We start from the raw sequence: 18,825 nt of genomic DNA, 5'->3' as shown, positions 1-18,825 counted from the left end.
CAGCCGTTATTTCCCAACCGCACTCTCCGCCCCGCGGGTCAGGGCGATCCGTCCGGTGCGGACGAGTTCGATGATGCCATATGGTCGCATCACTTCGACGAACGCTACCAGTTTTTTCTCTTGGCCGGAAATTTCGATCATCACATGATCCGGCCCCACACCGACGATGCTTCCCCGGAAAATTTCGGTCAATTCCTTGACGTCGCTCCGCGTCCCGTTTTCCGTTTTGACTTTGATCAACATCAAGTCGCGTTCGACGTATTCTTCTTGCGATACATCCAGTACCTTGACCACGGTAACGATTTTTTCCAGTTGTTTACGTGCTTGATCGAGTACCCGATCATCGCCGGCTACTACGAAAGTAATCCGCGAAAACTCGGGGTTCTCAGTTTCACCAACAGCCAGGCTGTCGATATTAAAGGCGCGGGACGCCAACATACCGGAAATGTGGGCCAAGACCCCGGGTTGGTTCATCACCAACGCCGAGAGAACGTGTCGCATAGAACGAAATTCTCCTGTCAAAAAACGAGGGTAAAAAGCAAGCCTTGCCCACTCAAACGGGCAAGTGTGCACCATCAGCGCGGCCGGGTCGGCGCAGACCGCCTCCCTGCCTGTGCAACTTGAATGCAAAGAGTGTAATTGTCGAGACCTCGGATCACAAGCGTCCGCCGTTTTCGCCCCCAAATCCCCACACTTGAATTCCGCCAGCCGACACTCGACAATAGAGGATGACCGCCGCGTATCTTTCGCAAGTTGTTCCTGTAGTATGAGATAGGCCGACACTCCGGTATTCGCATGGCATCCAACTCCCCGCCCACAACACAACCGATCGAGCCATTGCTCAAACGGCTCGCCGAAACCACCGGCGAGCTCGACCAACAACAAATCTGGCCCAGCCAGCAATTGAGCTGGCTGGACGAGGCGGGCGTCTTGGGTTGGACGGTCCCCCGCGCCTATGGCGGATCCGAAATCTCCGCTGCCGAATTGGTCGCAGGTTACGAGCAACTCGCCGCAGCTTGCCTCACGACCACCTTTGTCCTCACACAGCGCAACGGCGCCATCCAACGTATCGCCGGCTCCGCCAACGAATGCGTACGGGACACGCTCTTGCCCGGCTTGGTTCACGCCGACATCTTTGCGACGGTGGGCATCTCGCACCTGACCACCTCCCGGCAACATGTCGCCAAACCAGTGGTCTCGGTTCGCGAATCCGCTGCCGGTTTCGTCTTCGAGGGATTCATGCCTTGGGTCACCGGTGCCCGGGCGGCGGACTACATTGTCAGCGGCGGCACGCTGGACGACGGACGACAAGTCCTGGCTGCGATCAAAACCGATCACCCCGGCGTCCAGCCGCAAGACCCCGTCAGTTTGATGGCGCTCTCCGCCACACAAACCGGCGCTGTGAAGCTCAACGATGTCGAAGTCCCTCGCGACATGTTGATCGCCGGGCCCGTCGAACAGGTAATGAAACAAACCTCCGGCGGCGCCGGTTCGTTCACCACCTCCGCATTGGCGCTGGGCGTGACAAATGCCGCTGTCACCTCTCTCGCTCAAGAAGCTTCGCTGCGCCCCGACCTCACCGAAGTCCACGAGCAATTCGCCGTGTCCGCCACACAGTTGGCCGAGGACCTACACGCCGCCACGCGCGGCGAAGCCGGTGCCGAACACACTGCCGAATCGCTCCGCCGCCGCGCAAACTCACTCGCACTGCGCAGCACGCAAGCAGTCCTCACGGCGACAAAAGGAGCCGGTTACGTTTCCGGCCATCCCGCCGAGCGCGCCGTCCGCGAAGCCATGTTCTTCCTCGTCTGGTCCTGCCCCCAACCCGTAGCCGCCGCCGCCCTCAAAGAATTCGCCTGCACAATGGACGGGTAAGCCCTCGAAAAACGCGACGCAAAAGACGCCCCCATTCTGGCCACCGGCCACCGGCCACTCGCTACTGCCTACTGCCTACCCAATTCAGCAGTCCTTAAACCAAAACCCCCCATCCACGCGCAACACTTCGCCGGTAATGTAGTCCGCATCGTCGGAACACAAAAACGTTGCCGCTTTGCCGATGTCGGACGGGGTTCCCAATCGCTTCAACGGAAGCTTCGCGCCTTGCTCGCGGATCGTCTCTTCGTCGAAGGCGATGTGTTCTCCCGGTGTGTCGATCCAGCCCGGTTCGATGACGTTCACACGGATGTTGTGCTCGGTCAGTTCCACGGCAATCGTCCGCGCCATGTGGTTCAGCCCCGCTTTGGCTGCGTTGTACCCCACGCTCAACCGATACGGCATCGCCGCTTGCACGCTGGAAATGAACACGATTCGTCCCGGCGTCTTCGATTCGACCATCTGCCGCGCCGTCAATTGCGCCACGTGAAATCCGCTCACCAGTGTTCCCTGAATCACTTTTTCAAACACGTCCGGATCATAATCGAGGAATTCACAACGCACGGCGTAAGCGGGGTTACTCACCAGAATATCCAGCATCCCCACAGCGGCAACGGCGCGCTCCACTAAGTCCTCGCAGCCGCTACGGGAAAAGATGTCGGCCTCAACCACGGTGCACTGTCGCCCCAAGTCGCGAATCTCTTGTGCGGTTGCCTGCACATCGGGACTCCCAGGGCGATCGTTAATCACCAGGTCCGCGCCAGCGCAAGCCAACTCGAGCGCGCAGCCTTTGCCGATCCCGCGTCCCGCACCTGTCACCAACGCCTGTTTGCCGGCAAGTTTCATAAAACACAATCCTAATTTTGAATCAAACACAAAATATCGCGCAACATCCAATGCGCTGAAAACTTCACCATACGCGGCATTTCAACGAATCACCATTGCCCATCACTATCGACTTTTGATAATACGGATATCGTAACGGGCCACAAGTGTTGTACTTCGCGGAATGATCGCCACGCGAATGCGTTCTCCACCGCGTGATGAATGGGGGAAACAAGGATGAAAAATGTTCTCGCCATGGTCTTGGCGGGTGGAAAAGGCAGCCGGCTCGAACCACTCACGCGCGATCGAGCCAAACCGGCGGTCCCTTTTGGCGGGCAATACCGCATCATCGATTTCACGCTGTCGAATTGCCTCAATAGCGGATTGCGACAGATACTCGTACTCACGCAATACAAGGCTGCCAGCCTCGATCGGCATATCAACCTCGGCTGGCGATTCCTCAATCGCGAACTCGATGAATTCATCGACATCCTACCTCCCCAGCAACGCATCGACGAGCAGTGGTATCAGGGAACCGCTGACGCCGTTTATCAAAACATCTACTCCATCGAAAAAAGCCGCCCCGAAGATGTACTGATCCTCTCCGGTGATCACATCTACAAGATGGATTACTCCGAACTCATTCGGGAACACAAACTCTCCGGCGCCGATGTAACCATCGCCTGCATTCCCGCCAGCCTCGAGGAAGGTCGGCAATTCGGCGTGGTGCAAGTCGATGACCGCCGCCGCATAGTCAATTTCCAAGAAAAACCGGCCAACCCTCAACCGCTCCCCGACGACCCCAATCGCTGCCTGGCTTCGATGGGGATTTATGTCTTCAAGGCGGAGTTCCTCTTCGATGAACTTTGCCGCGACGCCACACACAGCGACAGCGCCCACGACTTCGGTAAAAATATTATTCCCTCGATCATTGATACACACCTCGTGCGCGCCTATCCGTTCCACGACAAGAACACGGGAGACAGCCTGTACTGGCGCGATGTGGGGACCATCGATGCTTATTACGAAGCCAACATGGATCTCGTCGCTGTCGATCCCGAATTGAACCTGTATGACAAATCGTGGCCGATTCGGACCTACCAACCGTTGATGCCGCCGCCCAAGTTTGTCTTCTCCCAGGCAGATGCCGATGACCCCCGCGTCGGACAAGCTTGGGACAGTATCATTTGCAGCGGATCGATCATTTCCGGCGGCCGCGTACTACGCTCCATCTTGTCCACCGACGTCCGCGTGAACAGTTGGGCCGAAGTCGAAGACTCGATTCTGTTCGATGGCGTTGACGTGGGTCGGCACGCCAAAATCCGGCGAGCGATTATTGACAAGGGCATCTCTGTCCCCGAAGGAATGGAAATCGGCTACGACCTCGAGGCTGACCGCGCGCGGGGGTTCACGATCACCGAATCGGGAATCGTCGCCATCGGCAAACTCACCGGCCTGGGCGACCTGGTCGATACCAACCGTGCCGATGCTGTTGCCTGAAACCTAGGGGTTGCACTTCTAGCTCAGCGCCCAGCGACCGCGCTCACCGCGGTACTTGTATGCCATGCTGTTTCAGCGCATCTTCCAAGCGTTTGATCCGCTGTCGGTCACGGGCCTGTTGTTTTTGCGTCTGGGCTTGCCGGTCCTTCGCCACTTGACGTTCCTCATCGACAGCCCCCAGCGCGTTGGTTGTGCGGACATAACCAACCGTGGCGACCACAGCCACAGACAACAACAAGATCAGCACGGCGCTGGCCAACCGGGCGATTGTTGAATTGCGTTGGCACCATCGCCAAAGCACCGCCAACGGGCGTTTGCGTCCCGCATGAATCACGTCGCCGGCTGCGAACCGCCGCAGGTCCTCGGTCAATTCCAACGCCGATTGATAACGGTCGGCGGGATCAGCCGCGATCGATTTGAGGATGATCGTTTCCAGATCACGGGGGATTTCGCGGTTGATGGCCCGCGGCCGAATCGGCGGCTCGGTCATCGCTTGTTGAATCAAACGCGGCGCTTCGGGTTCCGTCACCGCCGGTTGCAACGTGGCGATTTCGTACAACGTCACACCCAAATTGTAGATTTCCGTCCGCACATCGAATTCGCCGCGAAATTGTTCCGGCGCCATATAACGCAACGTCCCCACGGTGTCATGCGATTCCGTGAGATTCGTGTCGCCCAACACCCGCGCCAATCCAAAATCAGTCACCCACACCTTGCCCGTAAAATCGATCATCAGATTCGACGGTTTAATATCCCGGTGATAAATCGCCATGTCATGCGCGTGTTGCAAAGCACCCCCCACTTGAATACCCATACCGGCAATATTCCGCCAATAATACGACTCCGTCCGCACCCCCGTGGGCTGAACGAAAAACCTCCAAAACCGCGTCGAGGAATCTCCCCCCGACATCTCGCTTTGGTCGCTTGCAGACGATCTCTTCAACGAATGCGGATCCGGCGGATTTCGCCCCTCCAGATGGGGTTGTTCCGTGGTGACTTTTGAGGAGACTAGCCGCTGCGCTATCCCGGTCGAAGACAGCGTCGCATCGGGGCGCGAATCGAGGTACTCATCCAGAGCGGCGGCATCATCGCCCTCTTCCTCGGTCAGCCGTTTCAAACAACCAATAATACTGTCTAACGAATAACCGTCGATCAGCTGCATCGCGTAATAATGCGATCCGTCTTTATCCCCCACGCCAAACACCGGCGCAATGTTTGTATGGTGCAATTTTGCCGACGAGAGCGCTTCTCGTTTGAATCGCAAGACGTGTTTGGGAGACGGTAGATAATTGGCCGGTAGCACTTTCAGAGCGACGCGGCGGTTGAGTGAACTTTGCATCGCTTCATAAACGATACCCATCCCGCCGCGACCGACCTCGCGTTGAATGACGAAGTCGCCGAACACAGTTTGCGCGGGAAGCGCCGGTTCATTCACGACCACCGTCGGGTGCGAATCGTCTTGCGGCTTGGCTTCCTCAAGGATCGCAATGATCGGAAACAGACTGCGAATCCCCTCAGCATAACTGGGGTAATTGACGAGGTACTCGTCAATCGTCGGCTGATCACCCGCCTGCAATCGCCGTGAAAAATCCTCGGCGAGCATTTCAATCGGGGTCCGCCGTGAGTCGTTCCGTGTCATAATAACCGCCGTCCGCCCCGCATGACTTTGAATCCCAGTCTCATTTCCAAATCACGATCCGTACACAATGTATGTACAGTATAACAAACGAAGGACTCGCCGATTCCTCCCAGTATATTCGTGCGTTTTAGAGAGTAACGATAAACCGTTGCCTCGTTTCACAAAAATTCTCCCAAACCTCCACCAGCAGATCTGTGCTTCACCTGCGTTCAACCTGTGGCGAAAGATGAAGTCTGAAATGAATTGCGATTCGGTTGCGCTGCAATGTTCACCGTGAACGTGTCGCCAACCTGGAACGACTAAATGGTTCCCGACTCGTCGACCAGGATCGTCCGCAACCGATTCAAGGCGCGCAGGTAACGGTTGCTGGCCGCCGGTTGTCCGATGCCCAATAGATCCGCAATGTCCTTGTTGCTCATCTCTTCAAAATGTCGCAACACCAGAATCTCGCGGTCGATCTCGTCCATCCCATCAATCGCGTCGCGCACGCGGGCCAATTTCTCTCGGCGGTCCGCCATGCTCGATGGCGAGGCAATGTTGGAAACCAACTTGTCAGCCAAGATCGCGTAGGAAGAGTCCGCTTGTTGCATCGAGACTTCTTGGCGAATGTCGCGCTTCTGCACGCCGAAATGCCGCCGGTGGATATCGATTAAAGTCTGCATCGTGATCTGCCGGATCCACAATGAAAACGGCATCGAACTTTGCTCTAAAAAATGTGGCAACCGAGATCGCGCTTCGATGAACGACTGCTGAACCACATCCGACGCATCAACTCGTCGAGTCAAGCGACGGTCCATGTGAAACGCGACAAGCCGTTGCAATTGATCGCGATATTGATCAAACGACGACGCAAGCGTCGCTGAATCTTGATGCTCTCGCATTCGCCTAGACGCGTTTGAACGCTCGTCCGCCATACGTCGATTTCCCGCAAATGCAAAATGACCGCCGGCTCTACTTCATTCCACAGCTTGCCGGTGAGCTTGTGGTTGCGCCTCACTTCCCGCGAAGTGTTTACTGCTGCCGCCCCGTCTGCCTGGTGATCCACCGCGAAGACTTCGCATCAAGTTCCATTCTTTGACTCGATCGAGGTGTTGTCAACCCGCGGATGCGGTTTCGTGACATGCCTGAGTAAACTGGCGGTTGTGTCGCACCGGTCATTCTGCCAGAGAATTTGCTAAACAATAAACGGAATACCTCTTAATTCCCAATCGAATCGGCGCCCCCATCAGTGAAAACCCTCACTTTATCTCGTTTGGATACCTATGGAAACTTTTACTCCTCTCTGTCTTTTTTGAAAGGGACAACCATGACTGATCAGGTTCACAAACAACCTCGCATCAAGTCGAGATTTCGACCGTGCGCCGCGATGGGCTTTGCCATCGTTGCCGTGGCCGCACTCGCGATGCCAAACTCCGCGCAAGCACAACAGTGCCCAAACGGGGGAACGTCAGGTGGAACCACCGGTGGAACGGGCGGCGAAACGGCGTCAACCGGCGGAGCAAGCGCGAGCAGTTCTGCCACAAGTGCGTTAGCTGCCGTACAAGCCGCGCAACAGATGATGCAAATGCGTCAACAGCGTAACGAACAGTACCGGCAGTACCTCCAACAACGCCGCGAGATGTATTTGGCTTCGGTTCGTAACAACAACACCGAGACCAAACGAAGTCGCCGCGTGAGCGAAAAAACAGTTCAGGCACGACGCGAAGAACGACGTCTACTCCGAGAGGAACGTATCGCCCGAAATCTTGAACGGTTGAATCGCATTCGCGAGCAAATCGAAGCGAAAGCTGAAGCGGAGTCGGAGACTCGCATCGCATCCACCGGCGGACAATAACCAACCACGGAAGTGTGAGCCCGCTGCAACGGTGCCACTGCGCACCAAACTCATGAACCCGGCCCGGGCGACGACCGGTTTCTACAAACTCATTTCGCAGGTCGCCCATTGACCAAAATTTTCTTCGACATCGACCCGTATGGATTCGACCGGCGCTCCCGCCTTTTGATGGACCACATCCTCCAGGCGCCGGCCGATCCAGCGGGCGATCAGCTCCGCCGTCGTGTTTTCTACCGGTAACAAGATACAGTCCTCCCGAGGAAACACCCACCGCCGCTCCTGGAAAGTCGCCTCGACTTCACGGTTTCCTGCCACGACTTTGATTTCCGCATGCCCGGTCGGCAACAACACGCGGTGATCGAGTTCATCGACAATCGCCTGCAACTCATCGCGCAGCGCAATGAAATCAAACACGTAATAATTCTCATCGAGCGCCCCAGCCACCTCTGCCGCCACACGCCAATTGTGGCCATGCAGCCGCTCGCAAATGTTGCCGGCAAACGTGATGAAATGTGCCGCACTAAATACGAGATGGTCTTTGGTCACGCGCACACGAAATCGTTCGTTGGTCATCGTCTTCTTTCATTGATCAAAATGTCCTGACCCGCCGCGCTGTCTCTTGCGTCGTTGAGGGTCTGCCGTACGTTCTCAAAATCGGCATGCCCGTCTCGGAAAGCGGCGAATAAAATGGCCGCGATCAAGTCCGCCGTCGTCCCCGGATTGCGACGGTGCCCATCGCCGCGCAACCAAACATCCAACTCAGCCACTTCCGTCGATGCCATATCGGCCGACTCCTCAAACGAGTCCAATACCCGCTGCGCGCGCTGTTGAGCTTCGCTGGCAATCGCTGCTCCACACTTCCGGGCGATCAACGAATCACCAAATCGTGTCATCAACTTCAACTGCACATGGATGATCGATGTGTTCCATTGCTCCCAACTCGAGGGGGCATTCTCGAAATGTGAGGCGGCAATGTCCAAGACCACGCCAAACTCATTGGCATATTCAGCCGCAATTTGATCCCACTCCGCTGCCCGTTTCATGACGGCCAACAACGACTCGGTCGGCGCGGTGGCCACATCTTGATCCTCGACCGTCCCCATCCCACCTGGGGCGGCGAGACGAATCGCCTCGTAAACCAGCGCGGCATCTTCGTTGTCCAGCCCCTCTAAAATGTCGCCGATCCCGGCAGCCAACGTGCGACCTGGCGGCACCGCTGCCAGTGGCGCGATCAACAAGACGATCCCCAAATTCACGTTCCGACCCAACGCCTCGCGCGTCGCGCGAGTCGCCGCCAACACCGTTGGTCCGACTCCCAGTTCTTCTGAACGGGCCAACACCGGTGCGACCACATTTGCCGCTTGGACAAAATCATCGTAGGTCAAATCGACGAATGCAGCGGCGGGATGAACGTTCCCCGGCTTGCGCGCCGTCGCCTCCCACAGGCAGGCGACGCGGATCATCTCTTCCAATCGTATTCGGTCTTGGTGCATGTGTGCATTGTAATCGAATGCTCAATTCGTTGTCGCCCGCACCAAAGATAGCCCCCGGAGTTGCCGTGGGCTGAGGGTTGCGACGGGGTATGCTATGATCTTTCACGCCCAAACAGACCGTCACGCATTCTTAAAAAACCGACCCGTCGATCAACCTCAATGAACTCACCCCGCCAACCCATCTCAGCACTGACCGTGATCTTGCTCGTGGTCGTCGCCGGCTTTTTGCTTCGCGGCGCGCTGCCCAGTCGTATCGCGATCGAGCATTTCGACGAAGGGGTCTATGCCTCGAATCTCGTCACCGGACCCGAATACGAATACCGGTATCCCAGCCGACATCTCTTCGCGCCGCCGCTCGGTCCCTGGTTGATCGAGTGGTCGCAGGTGGCGTGGGGCATCAATGATTTGGCATCGGTCGAGGTGAATCTCATCGCGGGCGGGCTGACCGTTTGGCTGGTCGGCTTCATCGCCGCACGCTGGTTCAACGATCGCGCCGGCATCGCCGCCGCCGCGCTGGCTGCATTGTCGGGAGTTCATATTCTGTATTCCCGTACCGCTCTGACCGACCCGCTCGTCTGCTTTTGGATGCTAGCTGCGGTCTATGCCATTTGGTGCTCTCTCTCCTACGGAGACAAAAGCTGGGCGTTGATCGCCGGGCTGCTGACCGGTTTGTCGTGGTGGACGAAGTACAACGGCTGGCTTCCCCTGGCCATCGGTGTTTCGGCGACCATCCCTTGGTTGATCGTCTGTCGCGACCGCGCACGGCTCCGCACGTCGCTCGTCTGCCTAGCGATCATCATCGCGACAGCCGGGCTTGTCTGGTCCCCGGTCTGGTACAACCTGCCCGATGGCTATGCCGCGGTCGCTGCCAATCATCGTCAATATCTCGTCGGCCTCGACCGCTGGCCGCAGACACTCTGGCAACAATTGCTCAACCACCGGATACTCGAAGGCGCCTTGGGTCCCCTGAGTCTGGCTGCGGCAGTCATTGTTGTGGGAGCCTTTTCGCACCTGCAGGACAATGCTTCCGCGACAACCCGCACCTCACATTTTTGGAAACTGGTCGCCCTCGCCGTGGGACTGACCGCACTGGCCAGCCTGTCAGCATCTAGCATTGTGCTTGCCGCGCTGGCCGTCTATTGGCTGTGGCGAAACGTCGAATGGCATCCCGCGGATTCACCTCCCGATGAAGATCCGGCTGCCGTCCAATTGGCGCTGTGGATGTTGATCGCTTGGATCGCCGGCCTCTCATTGACCACACCACTCTACACCGCCTACCCCCGAATCACGCTCCCCTGGCTGGTGCCGATCTGGTTGGCCGGCGGAGCAGCGATTGCTTGGCTGGTCGCCGGCATCCGACAAGCGGCCGACGAAACACCAACCGCCACCGCACCACGTGGAACCATCGCATGGGCTACCGGAATCATTGTCGTGGGACTCGCGGTTGCCATCGTTGGCCGCTATTGGAATCCCGGTTCCACGTGGAGCGCATGGCAGTCTCACACCGGTCTGGCCGACATTGCCGCTGAGGTCAAAACAGACATCGAACAGCGGATCACAGAGCAGGGGGGATCCCCCCGCAGCGACAATTACGTCGTCGATGTCTATGGCGAACCCAGCCTGTTTTTTCAACTGCGACAACTGGGCATCGAATTAGCCCTGCCGGCCAGTAACCTCAGATTCGCACAACCCGGCCTCGCCCCCCCGACACATCCCACTTTCCTGCTCGCCGGACCGCATGCCCTCCGCAGCTCACAATTCGAGGAGCAGCTTGCGGAGACCGCCGGCCGTCTGAAACTGCTGAAGACCTACCCGTACACCCCCAGCGATTTCGTACTCCTCAACCAACACCCCCCGGAAGAGATCCGCCAAGCAGACGGCCAGCAGCGCCAGTATTCCGTCCGACTCTACCAACTTGAGTAAAAGTTCCACGTGGAACTGCGGCATAGCCGCTTTGTGCGAGCTTCCGCTCGGTTGGGGTAGGCCGCTCCCGTTGGTCGCTGCGGATGATCCATACAGCGCACCGGGAGGGCGAAGCTCCTGTTGAGCCGCAACGGTACATCGGGAGCGTGGGGCTCTTAAAGGGCCTCGCCCGGAATGACCTATTCAATCGCTAAAGCACCCCAAAGGTGGTACTGCCGCCCCGGTCGAAGTTCCACGTGGAACTTCGTCTCAAACCGGCATTTGATTCGGGAACGGTCGGCATCCACCCGGGCAAAGGGAGCGTCAAACGTGGAACGCCCCTCATCCCCAGCCCCTCTCCCAGGGGGAGAGGGGGGATCCAATTCTTCTCCCTCTCCCTCTGGGAGAGGGCCGGGGTGAGGGTTTTCGCACAACAGTTGGCGCTCCTCATCCAACCAATCGCCCAAGGCAACCCGACGGAAATATGCCCCGTGCTCCCATCCCGGCAAAGGGTTGAATACGGTCGGCATTCACCCGGGCAAAGGGAGCGTCAAACGTGGAACGCCCCTCACCCCCGGCCCCTCTCCCAGAGGGAGAGGGGAGAGTTGTTGTCTCCCACTCCATTGGGGGGGGGCGGCGGGTGAGGGGGTTTTGACAGCCGGATCGCTGGTTATACGTGGAACCTCGCCCGACCGGACCGGACGGCCTAGAAGTCATCTTGCTTCTAATCGGCAATGGCAGTTAGAATCCCCGCCCGCGACGAGCCTAGACGTTTCGCCGTCGCGTTGACGACCCCGGGCATTTCAGTATGCCGCACTTCGGCATGTGGTTTTTTTTCGAAAGCGATCGATCATGGATGATCAACAACAAGACTCCAAACGGCGGCTGGGACGTGGACTGAGTTCTCTGCTGGGTGGTTCGGCTGTGGAAACACACGAACCCGATCCGCCTGAAGTGCCGGCCACCATCCAAGCTCCCGGCCCCTCGGAACTGGTGCATGTGGCCGTCGATGAGATCGAGCGCAACCCCTACCAGCCCCGCCGCGAGTTCGACCTCGATGCGATCAACGAACTGGTCGACAGCGTTTCGCAGCACGGTGTCCTGCAACCACTGCTGGTCCGGCTGACAGAGCAAGGCTATCAATTGATCGCCGGTGAGCGGCGGTTGATCGCATCTCAAAATGCCGGCCTGACGACGGTTCCCTGCCGCGTTTTGGAAATCGATGACCAGGCAGTCTTCGAAATCGCCATTGTCGAAAACGACCAACGGCAGGACCTGAACGACATCGAACGCGCCCAGGCGTATCAAGAATACCTTGATAAGTTCCATTGCACGGTCGAAGAATTGGCCCGCAAGGTGGGCAAGGGACGCTCCTCGATCAGCAACTGCCTACGGTTATTGGAGCTCCCCAAATTCATCAAGCAGACCCTAGCAGAGAAGAAAATCTCCGCCGGACACGCTCGCGCCCTCTTGCCGCTGGAAGACGAGTCACAGCAAATCGCCATGTGCCAGCGGATCCAATCGGAGTCGATGTCGGTCCGCCAGACCGAACAAGCCGTCCGCGACGCCAACGCCGAAGAGGACGAAGCAACAATCCCGTTCGAGAAACCACAAGCCGGCAAACCGGCCCCCCAGCCGAATCACCACCTCTCGTCGCTGCAACAGCAGTTGCGCGATCTGGTCAGCGCCAAGGTCGACATCCGCGTCAGCGGCAAGGACCGCGGCAAGATCATCATCCATTTCAACACCAACGATGAATTCGAGCGGATCATCGACCAGTTGAAAAAAGCAGCCTAATTCGAGCTAGCTAGAGAACCCCCTCTCCCTCTGGGAGAGGGGCGGGGTGAGTGGCAAGCCAAGTTTGACGCCCGACCTCGGAAAGGTTGTCGGTGTCAAAAAGGAGAAGGGCTTTGCATTCCGGTCAGTGAACCCGCCCCCCGACGCACGCCCCTATGCCTCTTCCAGCCATCGCTGGCCGGTTGCTGCTTGGATTTTTTCGGCCAAGCAATTGCTGATCGCAAAGGGGATATCGGGATGGGCCTGGAAGACCAGAGTCACATACTGATAAAAAAACATCTGGCTGCGAACCGCCTGAATCTCCTCCCACGGAATAAACAACGGTGGGTGAAAGAGACCGAAAAAGACGACCAGCGGGACAACCGCAATCCTCAGGCCTTGGTCGTTGGCGGTAATATTCAGGCTCAATCCGTACCCCGTCGAGCCCCCCATCGAGCCGGATTGCATCCACCAAGTGGTGCCATCGATCTTCTCACAGCAGGCATATGTTTTGGCCAGCCGCCGCCAGCCGCCAACTTCTGCCATGATGAACAGAATCGCAGCCGACGCCGCCAGAATTGCCGGGACCAGCCAGACGAACATCCATGGGGGCTGCTGAAAGTTGATCATGGGGCGCTTCCAATGATTCAGTAGACAACTCGTGACGTGCAAACTCAATGCACGATAGTCTGTCTTAGACAACGTGCCAACCATCGGCGCGGATCACTTTTTGCAATAGGCTCCCACCCCCGGCCCCTCTCCCGGAGAAAGAAATTGGCAGGGGGTAGCCGCGATTGCCCCCGGCAATCGGGGCGGGCGAAGCCCGCAAGAAGCCGCAATTTGTGCGCTCCTAAACAAGCAGAGCCTCTTCAGCAGGGACAACTGAAATTGCTGCGCCTTGTGCCTACGGCACACCGATTGCCGTTGGCAATCGGTGCCACTCGATGATGGTTTCCCCCTCTCCGGTAAAATGCAATCTGTTGCGAAGGGCAATGGGAACGCCAAACGTGGAACGCCCCTCACCCCCGGCCCCTCTCCCAGAGGGAGAGGGGAGGATTCATGGGACGGTTACCACCGGCGGTGCGGGTGCGTATAATGGTGGGCGTCCATTCGTCGTGGGCATTTTCCAACATTATCCGCTGAGTTCATCGAGCCTTCGATCCACCGTGACCAACCCGCAACATACCCTGCATACCGATCACTCGCGGCATTGGCGCGAGAATACATTTGTCTATCCGGTCCTCTCCCGCCGTAGCCGCGGGGTGTCGATCGGGGTGAATCTGAATCCGGACAAGGTCTGCAACTTCGACTGTATCTATTGTCAGGTCGATCGACGTAGCGAAGCGGAGACGCGGTTTGTTGCCACGGAGCAGTTGTTGACCGAGATCGACACGATGCTGGGATACGTCTCCAGTGGCGCGCTGTTCGCCGAAGAACCGTTCTCCACCGTGCCGCCCCAGTTGCAGCGGCTTAACGACATCGCCTTTTCCGGCGATGGCGAGCCGACGACGTATCGCAACATTGACCAGATCGTCGGAGAGGTCGCCGGTCTTAAAAAACGGTACGGATTGGACGACGTAAAGATGGTGTTGATCACCAACGCCAGCATGTTCCACCGCCCAGCCTGCCGCGAGGCCCTGCGGATTTTGGATGCCAACAACGGCGAGATCTGGGCCAAGCTCGATGCGGGGACGGCGGAGTATTATCAGCTGATCGAGCGGACGAAGATCCCGTTTCAACGGATCCTAGACAACATCACCGAAGCCGCCCGCGAACGGCCGTTGGTGTTGCAAAGCCTATTCATGCGCGTCAACGGCGATCCCCCGCCGCCGGAAGAAATCGATGCCTACTGCGCTCGGATCAATGAAATCCAAGTGGCCGGCGGACAAATCAAACTCGCCCAAATCTACACCGTCGCCCGCCCCCCAGCAGAGAGTTTCGTCTCGTCGCTAACCGATGCCGAAGTCGATGCGATCGCCGAACAGGTGCAGCGGGAGACCGGGGTGCCAGCGGAATGTTTTTATGGCGGGTGATCGATCACTACGTTTGATTTCATTGCAAGCGTGTGGTATCCCAAACCGACGGCTTTGCCGTCGTTCGCGGCGCGGGTGGGATGGATGACGTCCCAGGTTCGTCGCCCCTCACCCCGGCCCTCTCCCAGAAGGAGAGGGAGATATGAATCATCGAATAGTTGAGTGAACCCACCATGCAACACGACGTCAGCCACAACGAATTTCAACGTGCACAACAACTCATTCCCGGCGGTGTGAATAGCCCGGCGCGCGCTTTTGGTGGGGTCGGGGGCGAGCCGCCGTTTATTGAGCGGGGGAGCGGGGCGTATCTATATGACGTGGATGGCAACAAGTTGCTGGACTATGTGGGCTCGTGGGGGCCGCATATTTTGGGGCATCGGCATCCGGCGGTGATTGAGGCGATTCAGCAAACCCTGGCACGGGGAACCAGCTTTGGAGCGCCGACGGTACAAGAATCGGAATTGGCGGAATTGGTCGTTGATGCGGTTCCTTCGATCGAGCAAGTGCGGATGGTCAACTCCGGGACCGAAGCGACGATGAGCGCCATTCGGCTGGCGCGGGGGTTCACCGGGCGGGATAAGATCGTCAAATTCGCCGGCTGCTATCACGGGCATGTCGACAGTCTGCTGGTCCAGGCGGGGAGTGCGGCATTGACGTTGGGGACCCCCTCAAGCCCCGGAATCCCAGCCGGTTGCACGGCTGATACACTCTCCTTGGAATACAACGACACCCAGCAATTGGCCGAGGTATTTGCTGCTCAGGGGAGTGAAATTGCCTGCGTCATTTTGGAGCCGGTCGTGGGCAATATGGGCGTGGTTGCTCCCTCAACGGAGTTTTTACAGACGCTTCGCCGGTTGTGTGACGAGCACGGAACGTTATTGATTTTCGACGAAGTGATGACCGGATTTCGGGTTGCTTATGGCGGCGCGCAAGAGCGGTTTGGGATGCGGCCCGATTTGACGACGCTGGGAAAAATCATCGGCGGCGGCATGCCGGTGGGAGCCTACGGTGGGCGGGCGGATGTGATGAAATCGATTTCACCAACCGGTCCGGTCTATCAAGCGGGAACACTTTCGGGCAATCCGATGGCCATGGCCTGTGGGATTGCCACGTTGCAGACGCTCAAAGAAACCGATCCGTATGCCGAATTGGAACGGAAAACCAAGCGATTGGTGGCCGGTTTGAGCAAGGCGGCCAGCAAAGCGGACGTGCCACATACGGTTCCCCATGTGGGGAGCATGTTCACGTTGTTTTTCAACCCCGAGCCGGTCACTAATTATACAGTGTCCTCGCAGAATGATACGGAGCGGTTTGGGCGGTATTTTTGGGGCATGCTGAACCGCGGATACTATTTGCCTTGCAGCCAGTTCGAAGCGAACTTCGTGTCGGTCAGTCATACCGACGAAGAGATCGACGCGACGATTGCGGCGGCAGGGGAATCGATTGCAGCTGCGGTGGAAGCGGGCGAATAGCTTCGGCAATACCGAGCCCGCAATGCGACGGCGGAGCTGTCGGTTTGGGAGCTTTTCGCGATTAGACGACGCGGGCGGTGAAGAGGTGGCAGCCGAAGAATTCGATCTGTTCGAATTCCAACGGTCTGGCGAATCGACACATGACCGTCCAGTTTCCCCAGCCATCCGGTTGCTGACGCACGACTTCAGCAACGGCTATCAAGCGATGGTTGAAGAGCGGGTTTTCAATCTTCATGCAGATCGATTGTCCGAGTTCCAACGAACGGCCGAGCGTCATGGACAGACCGCTGCGACTGATGTCGACCATGCGGCCTTTGATTTGCGAACTATGCAACGTCCAGGCGCGCTTAAAGAGAGAATCCTCTCCTCCACCGGTATCGGCACATAGAGAAACCGTACAGCGGCTGATGCGACGCGGAAAAGCTCGTCGATCTTGGCGTGGCGGTTGAACGCTCGGTGCGGCGGTGTGGTGAATTATTACTGGGTTTGCAGCGACAGAAGGTGGCTGTGGAGTGCGCGTTGGTCGTTTTTGGGCGAGCGTTTTCAGCGCATGAGCCAGCGCCGAGCGTGGAGCTGTGGTTTGAACCGAATCCTGCTCCCCCTTCTCGTTCGTGTTCAGTGACGAGGGAGTGATGATTTGTTTGGTGTCTATCATAGTCCGGGCAACCGCTGCTTCTTCCACTGTTTATCTGGCGTTATGGACCTTAAATCGTTGTGGTACATAACGATATGAGTTGCGCAACCATAGTTCGAGGAGTGCGAAGTGTCAAAAACGGTAACCGTTGCTTATCAATATGTGGGGCCTGGTTGCCGGGAAGGTCGTATTGTGACGGTTGCAGCGGCGGAGGGTTGGGGTATTTAGGGACACATGCGCAGCCTGGATCAACGAGGCTTCGCACATATCCCAATCGCCCCAAGGCCTCAGACTGATAGCCTTGTGATGGATTTCGAGGCTGACTATACTCTTACGATTCTGGCGTAGCCGTGACGGAACTGGCTCAACGTCCGGAAAGATTGAACCGACTGACGATCGTGGTATGAACGGACTGCCGTCCGCCATCACGTGTTAAGTAACGATGGAGCAACACGGCGCGAGGCCGTAAAAAAGAGGATCGATGCGTTTTTCGCTTGTTGATAAAATTACGTCATTGGAACCGGGACGTTCGATCACGGCTGTCAAGAACCTGTCGTTGGCCGAGGAATATCTAGCCGACCATTTTCCCGGGTTCCCGGTCATGCCGGGTGTCTTGATGCTGGAAGCCATGGTGCAAGCCGGGGCTTGGCTGGTGCGTGCGACGGATGATTTTGCTGAGAGCACGATCCTGCTGAAGAGCGCCAAGGCAGTGAAATTCAATAGTTTTGTGACTCCGGGAAATTGCCTGACGATCGAAGTGAACTTGCAAAAAACGTCCGACGGAGAGGTCACTCTCAAAGGCAAAGGGACGGTGGATGGCCGATCGACGGTGAGCGCGCGGCTGACCTTGGAAAAATTCAATCTGGCCGACCGCAACCCGGAATTGGCGGCGTCGGACGAATATCGTATTCGCAAATTGCGCGAGCTGTTCGCGGAATTGTGGACACCTCTAGAACAAACTGTGTGAATCGGGGCCTGACCCTTTATTGAATCACGCTTCATTGTGGAAGAAGTTGGAATCTGATGAGTCTCGAAGGTAAAACGGCGTTAGTGACCGGTGGAAGCCGGGGGATCGGCAAGGCGATCGTATGGGCGTTGGCGCGAGCCGGTGCGAAGGTCGCGTTCGTCTATCAATCCAGCAAAGAGGCGGCCGACCAATTGGTCTCCGATCTGGAGCTGGATCAACACGAAGCCCTTGCGATTCAAGCAGACGTCAAAGACAAAGACGCCGCCGATGCCGCTGTGGCTCAGGTACTCGAAAAGTGGGAAAAGATCGACATTTTGGTCAATAACGCGGGGATTATCCGCGATACCTTATTGGCGCAAATGTCGCCGCAGCAATGGCAGGAAGTCATCGATACGAATCTGACGTCGGTGTACAACTTCTGCCAAGCGGTCACCCGGCCGATGATGTCGGCGCGTTACGGTCGAATTGTCAATATGTCGAGCGTCGCTGCTGAGTTCGGGAATTCCGGACAAGTGAATTATGCATCGAGTAAAGCGGGCATGATCGGTTTTACGCGTTGTCTGGCCACGGAATTGGCGCGGCGGGGCGTGACTGTGAATGCGGTCGCTCCTGGTTTTATTGAAACGGATATGACGGAAGCGGTCCGCAACTTGGCGGGCAGCGAACTGAAGAAAAAAATTCCTGCCCGACGGTTGGGTCAACCGGATGACGTTGCCCAAGCAGTCCTATTTTTGGCCGGTGACGGGGCCTCATATGTCACTGGTCAAACGATCAGCGTTGATGGCGGATTGACGTTGGGTGGATTTTGAGTGTGGGCCTCTCCCGGGACGGAGAGGCAACGGATATAGAAAAGTGGGTCGGGTCGGCATGCTGGATGG

Annotated in this window: 17 protein-coding genes; 9 read left to right on the top strand and 8 right to left on the bottom strand. The window is 57.5% G+C overall.

Translation table 11 applies throughout. The features are described from left to right. Positions 1 to 6: 6 nt before the first annotated feature. A complete protein-coding gene (ilvN, locus tag CA54_RS11785) occupies positions 7 to 501 on the bottom strand; it encodes an acetolactate synthase small subunit (protein WP_146370961.1) in 495 nt (164 codons plus the stop codon). Positions 502 to 795: 294 nt separating this feature from the next. Here ilvN and CA54_RS11780 point away from each other — a divergent pair, with 294 nt between their 5' ends. Further along, entirely contained in the window at positions 796 to 1,875 is a 1,080-nt protein-coding gene (locus CA54_RS11780) for an acyl-CoA dehydrogenase family protein (protein ID WP_146370960.1), read from the top strand. Positions 1,876 to 1,959: 84 nt separating this feature from the next. On the opposite strand, the gene CA54_RS11775 is transcribed toward CA54_RS11780, so the two are convergent. After that, positions 1,960 to 2,718, bottom strand: coding sequence for an SDR family NAD(P)-dependent oxidoreductase (locus tag CA54_RS11775; protein ID WP_146370959.1), 759 nt, complete (start codon positions 2,716 to 2,718; stop codon positions 1,960 to 1,962). A 216-nt stretch (positions 2,719 to 2,934) separates the two neighbouring features. Here CA54_RS11775 and glgC point away from each other — a divergent pair, with 216 nt between their 5' ends. Beyond that, positions 2,935 to 4,197, top strand: coding sequence for a glucose-1-phosphate adenylyltransferase (glgC, locus tag CA54_RS11770; RefSeq protein WP_146370958.1), 1,263 nt, complete (start codon positions 2,935 to 2,937; stop codon positions 4,195 to 4,197). Between the two features lie 43 nt (positions 4,198 to 4,240). On the opposite strand, the gene CA54_RS11765 is transcribed toward glgC, so the two are convergent. After that, a complete protein-coding gene (locus CA54_RS11765) occupies positions 4,241 to 5,836 on the bottom strand; it encodes a serine/threonine protein kinase (protein ID WP_146370957.1) in 1,596 nt (531 codons plus the stop codon). Positions 5,837 to 6,135: 299 nt separating this feature from the next. Next, positions 6,136 to 6,717: a sigma-70 family RNA polymerase sigma factor gene (locus CA54_RS11760; protein ID WP_197532403.1), complete on the bottom strand. Its 582-nt coding sequence runs from the start codon at positions 6,715 to 6,717 to the stop codon at positions 6,136 to 6,138. 425 nt (positions 6,718 to 7,142) lie between these two features. Between CA54_RS11760 and CA54_RS11755 the strand changes: the two genes are divergently transcribed. Beyond that, a complete protein-coding gene (locus CA54_RS11755) occupies positions 7,143 to 7,670 on the top strand; it encodes a hypothetical protein (RefSeq protein ID WP_146370955.1) in 528 nt (175 codons plus the stop codon). A gap of 81 nt (positions 7,671 to 7,751) precedes the next feature. On the opposite strand, the gene CA54_RS11750 is transcribed toward CA54_RS11755, so the two are convergent. Together CA54_RS11750 and CA54_RS11745 are read right to left on the bottom strand one after the other, a co-directional pair. Further along, positions 7,752 to 8,243, bottom strand: a complete 492-nt coding sequence (locus CA54_RS11750; protein WP_146370954.1) for a 6-pyruvoyl trahydropterin synthase family protein — start codon at positions 8,241 to 8,243, stop codon at positions 7,752 to 7,754. Beyond that, entirely contained in the window at positions 8,240 to 9,163 is a 924-nt protein-coding gene (locus CA54_RS11745; protein WP_146370953.1) for a triphosphoribosyl-dephospho-CoA synthase, read from the bottom strand. Before CA54_RS11745 ends, CA54_RS11750 begins: the two co-directional genes overlap by 4 nt. Before the next feature lie 159 nt (positions 9,164 to 9,322). Here CA54_RS11745 and CA54_RS11740 point away from each other — a divergent pair, with 159 nt between their 5' ends. Beyond that, on the top strand, positions 9,323 to 11,086 hold the full coding sequence (locus tag CA54_RS11740; RefSeq protein WP_146370952.1) for a glycosyltransferase family 39 protein: 1,764 nt from the start codon (positions 9,323 to 9,325) through the stop codon (positions 11,084 to 11,086). Between the two features lie 831 nt (positions 11,087 to 11,917). Further along, entirely contained in the window at positions 11,918 to 12,862 is a 945-nt protein-coding gene (locus CA54_RS11735; protein ID WP_145379753.1) for a ParB/RepB/Spo0J family partition protein, read from the top strand. Positions 12,863 to 13,015: 153 nt separating this feature from the next. Here the strand turns inward: CA54_RS11735 and CA54_RS11730 are convergent, their stop codons facing one another. Then, the gene (locus CA54_RS11730; RefSeq protein ID WP_146370951.1) at positions 13,016 to 13,471 is read right to left on the bottom strand and encodes a hypothetical protein; all 456 of its coding nucleotides are present in this window, start codon (positions 13,469 to 13,471) and stop codon (positions 13,016 to 13,018) included. 377 nt (positions 13,472 to 13,848) lie between these two features. Between CA54_RS11730 and CA54_RS11725 the strand changes: the two genes are divergently transcribed. Then, positions 13,849 to 14,874 carry a radical SAM protein gene (locus CA54_RS11725; protein WP_231963041.1) on the top strand — a complete coding sequence of 342 codons (1,026 nt, stop codon included), beginning with the start codon at positions 13,849 to 13,851 and terminating at the stop codon, positions 14,872 to 14,874. A 173-nt stretch (positions 14,875 to 15,047) separates the two neighbouring features. After that, positions 15,048 to 16,346: a glutamate-1-semialdehyde 2,1-aminomutase gene (gene hemL, locus CA54_RS11720; RefSeq protein ID WP_146370949.1), complete on the top strand. Its 1,299-nt coding sequence runs from the start codon at positions 15,048 to 15,050 to the stop codon at positions 16,344 to 16,346. Positions 16,347 to 16,407: 61 nt separating this feature from the next. Here hemL and CA54_RS11715 read toward each other — a convergent pair whose 3' ends face one another. Further along, positions 16,408 to 17,001, bottom strand: coding sequence for a PilZ domain-containing protein (locus CA54_RS11715; protein WP_146370948.1), 594 nt, complete (start codon positions 16,999 to 17,001; stop codon positions 16,408 to 16,410). 460 nt (positions 17,002 to 17,461) lie between these two features. Here CA54_RS11715 and CA54_RS11710 point away from each other — a divergent pair, with 460 nt between their 5' ends. Together CA54_RS11710 and fabG are read left to right on the top strand one after the other, a co-directional pair. Then, entirely contained in the window at positions 17,462 to 17,947 is a 486-nt protein-coding gene (locus CA54_RS11710; RefSeq protein ID WP_146370947.1) for a 3-hydroxyacyl-ACP dehydratase FabZ family protein, read from the top strand. A gap of 56 nt (positions 17,948 to 18,003) precedes the next feature. Further along, entirely contained in the window at positions 18,004 to 18,756 is a 753-nt protein-coding gene (gene fabG, locus CA54_RS11705; protein ID WP_146370946.1) for a 3-oxoacyl-[acyl-carrier-protein] reductase, read from the top strand. Positions 18,757 to 18,825 lie beyond the last annotated feature (69 nt).

The organism is Symmachiella macrocystis (genome assembly GCF_007860075.1).
In the GTDB taxonomy this organism is placed as follows: Bacteria; Planctomycetota; Planctomycetia; order Planctomycetales; family Planctomycetaceae; genus Symmachiella; species Symmachiella macrocystis.
The sequence above is the reverse complement of the archived record's forward strand: the minus strand, read 5'-3'. Positions and strand labels throughout refer to the sequence as shown.

What these genes read in the sequence shown, in the direction of transcription:
- ilvN (WP_146370961.1), bottom strand. Translation starts at nt 501, where the DNA reads ATGCGACACGTTCTCTCGGCGTTGGTGATGAACCAACCCGGGGTCTTG.
- CA54_RS11780 (WP_146370960.1), top strand. Translation starts at nt 796, where the DNA reads ATGGCATCCAACTCCCCGCCCACAACACAACCGATCGAGCCATTGCTC.
- CA54_RS11775 (WP_146370959.1), bottom strand. Translation starts at nt 2,718, where the DNA reads ATGAAACTTGCCGGCAAACAGGCGTTGGTGACAGGTGCGGGACGCGGG.
- glgC (WP_146370958.1), top strand. Translation starts at nt 2,935, where the DNA reads ATGAAAAATGTTCTCGCCATGGTCTTGGCGGGTGGAAAAGGCAGCCGG.
- CA54_RS11765 (WP_146370957.1), bottom strand. Translation starts at nt 5,836, where the DNA reads ATGACACGGAACGACTCACGGCGGACCCCGATTGAAATGCTCGCCGAG.
- CA54_RS11760 (WP_197532403.1), bottom strand. Translation starts at nt 6,717, where the DNA reads ATGCGAGAGCATCAAGATTCAGCGACGCTTGCGTCGTCGTTTGATCAA.
- CA54_RS11755 (WP_146370955.1), top strand. Translation starts at nt 7,143, where the DNA reads ATGACTGATCAGGTTCACAAACAACCTCGCATCAAGTCGAGATTTCGA.
- CA54_RS11750 (WP_146370954.1), bottom strand. Translation starts at nt 8,243, where the DNA reads ATGACCAACGAACGATTTCGTGTGCGCGTGACCAAAGACCATCTCGTA.
- CA54_RS11745 (WP_146370953.1), bottom strand. Translation starts at nt 9,163, where the DNA reads ATGCACCAAGACCGAATACGATTGGAAGAGATGATCCGCGTCGCCTGC.
- CA54_RS11740 (WP_146370952.1), top strand. Translation starts at nt 9,323, where the DNA reads ATGAACTCACCCCGCCAACCCATCTCAGCACTGACCGTGATCTTGCTC.
- CA54_RS11735 (WP_145379753.1), top strand. Translation starts at nt 11,918, where the DNA reads ATGGATGATCAACAACAAGACTCCAAACGGCGGCTGGGACGTGGACTG.
- CA54_RS11730 (WP_146370951.1), bottom strand. Translation starts at nt 13,471, where the DNA reads ATGATCAACTTTCAGCAGCCCCCATGGATGTTCGTCTGGCTGGTCCCG.
- hemL (WP_146370949.1), top strand. Translation starts at nt 15,048, where the DNA reads ATGCAACACGACGTCAGCCACAACGAATTTCAACGTGCACAACAACTC.
- CA54_RS11715 (WP_146370948.1), bottom strand. Translation starts at nt 17,001, where the DNA reads ATGATAGACACCAAACAAATCATCACTCCCTCGTCACTGAACACGAAC.
- CA54_RS11710 (WP_146370947.1), top strand. Translation starts at nt 17,462, where the DNA reads ATGCGTTTTTCGCTTGTTGATAAAATTACGTCATTGGAACCGGGACGT.
- fabG (WP_146370946.1), top strand. Translation starts at nt 18,004, where the DNA reads ATGAGTCTCGAAGGTAAAACGGCGTTAGTGACCGGTGGAAGCCGGGGG.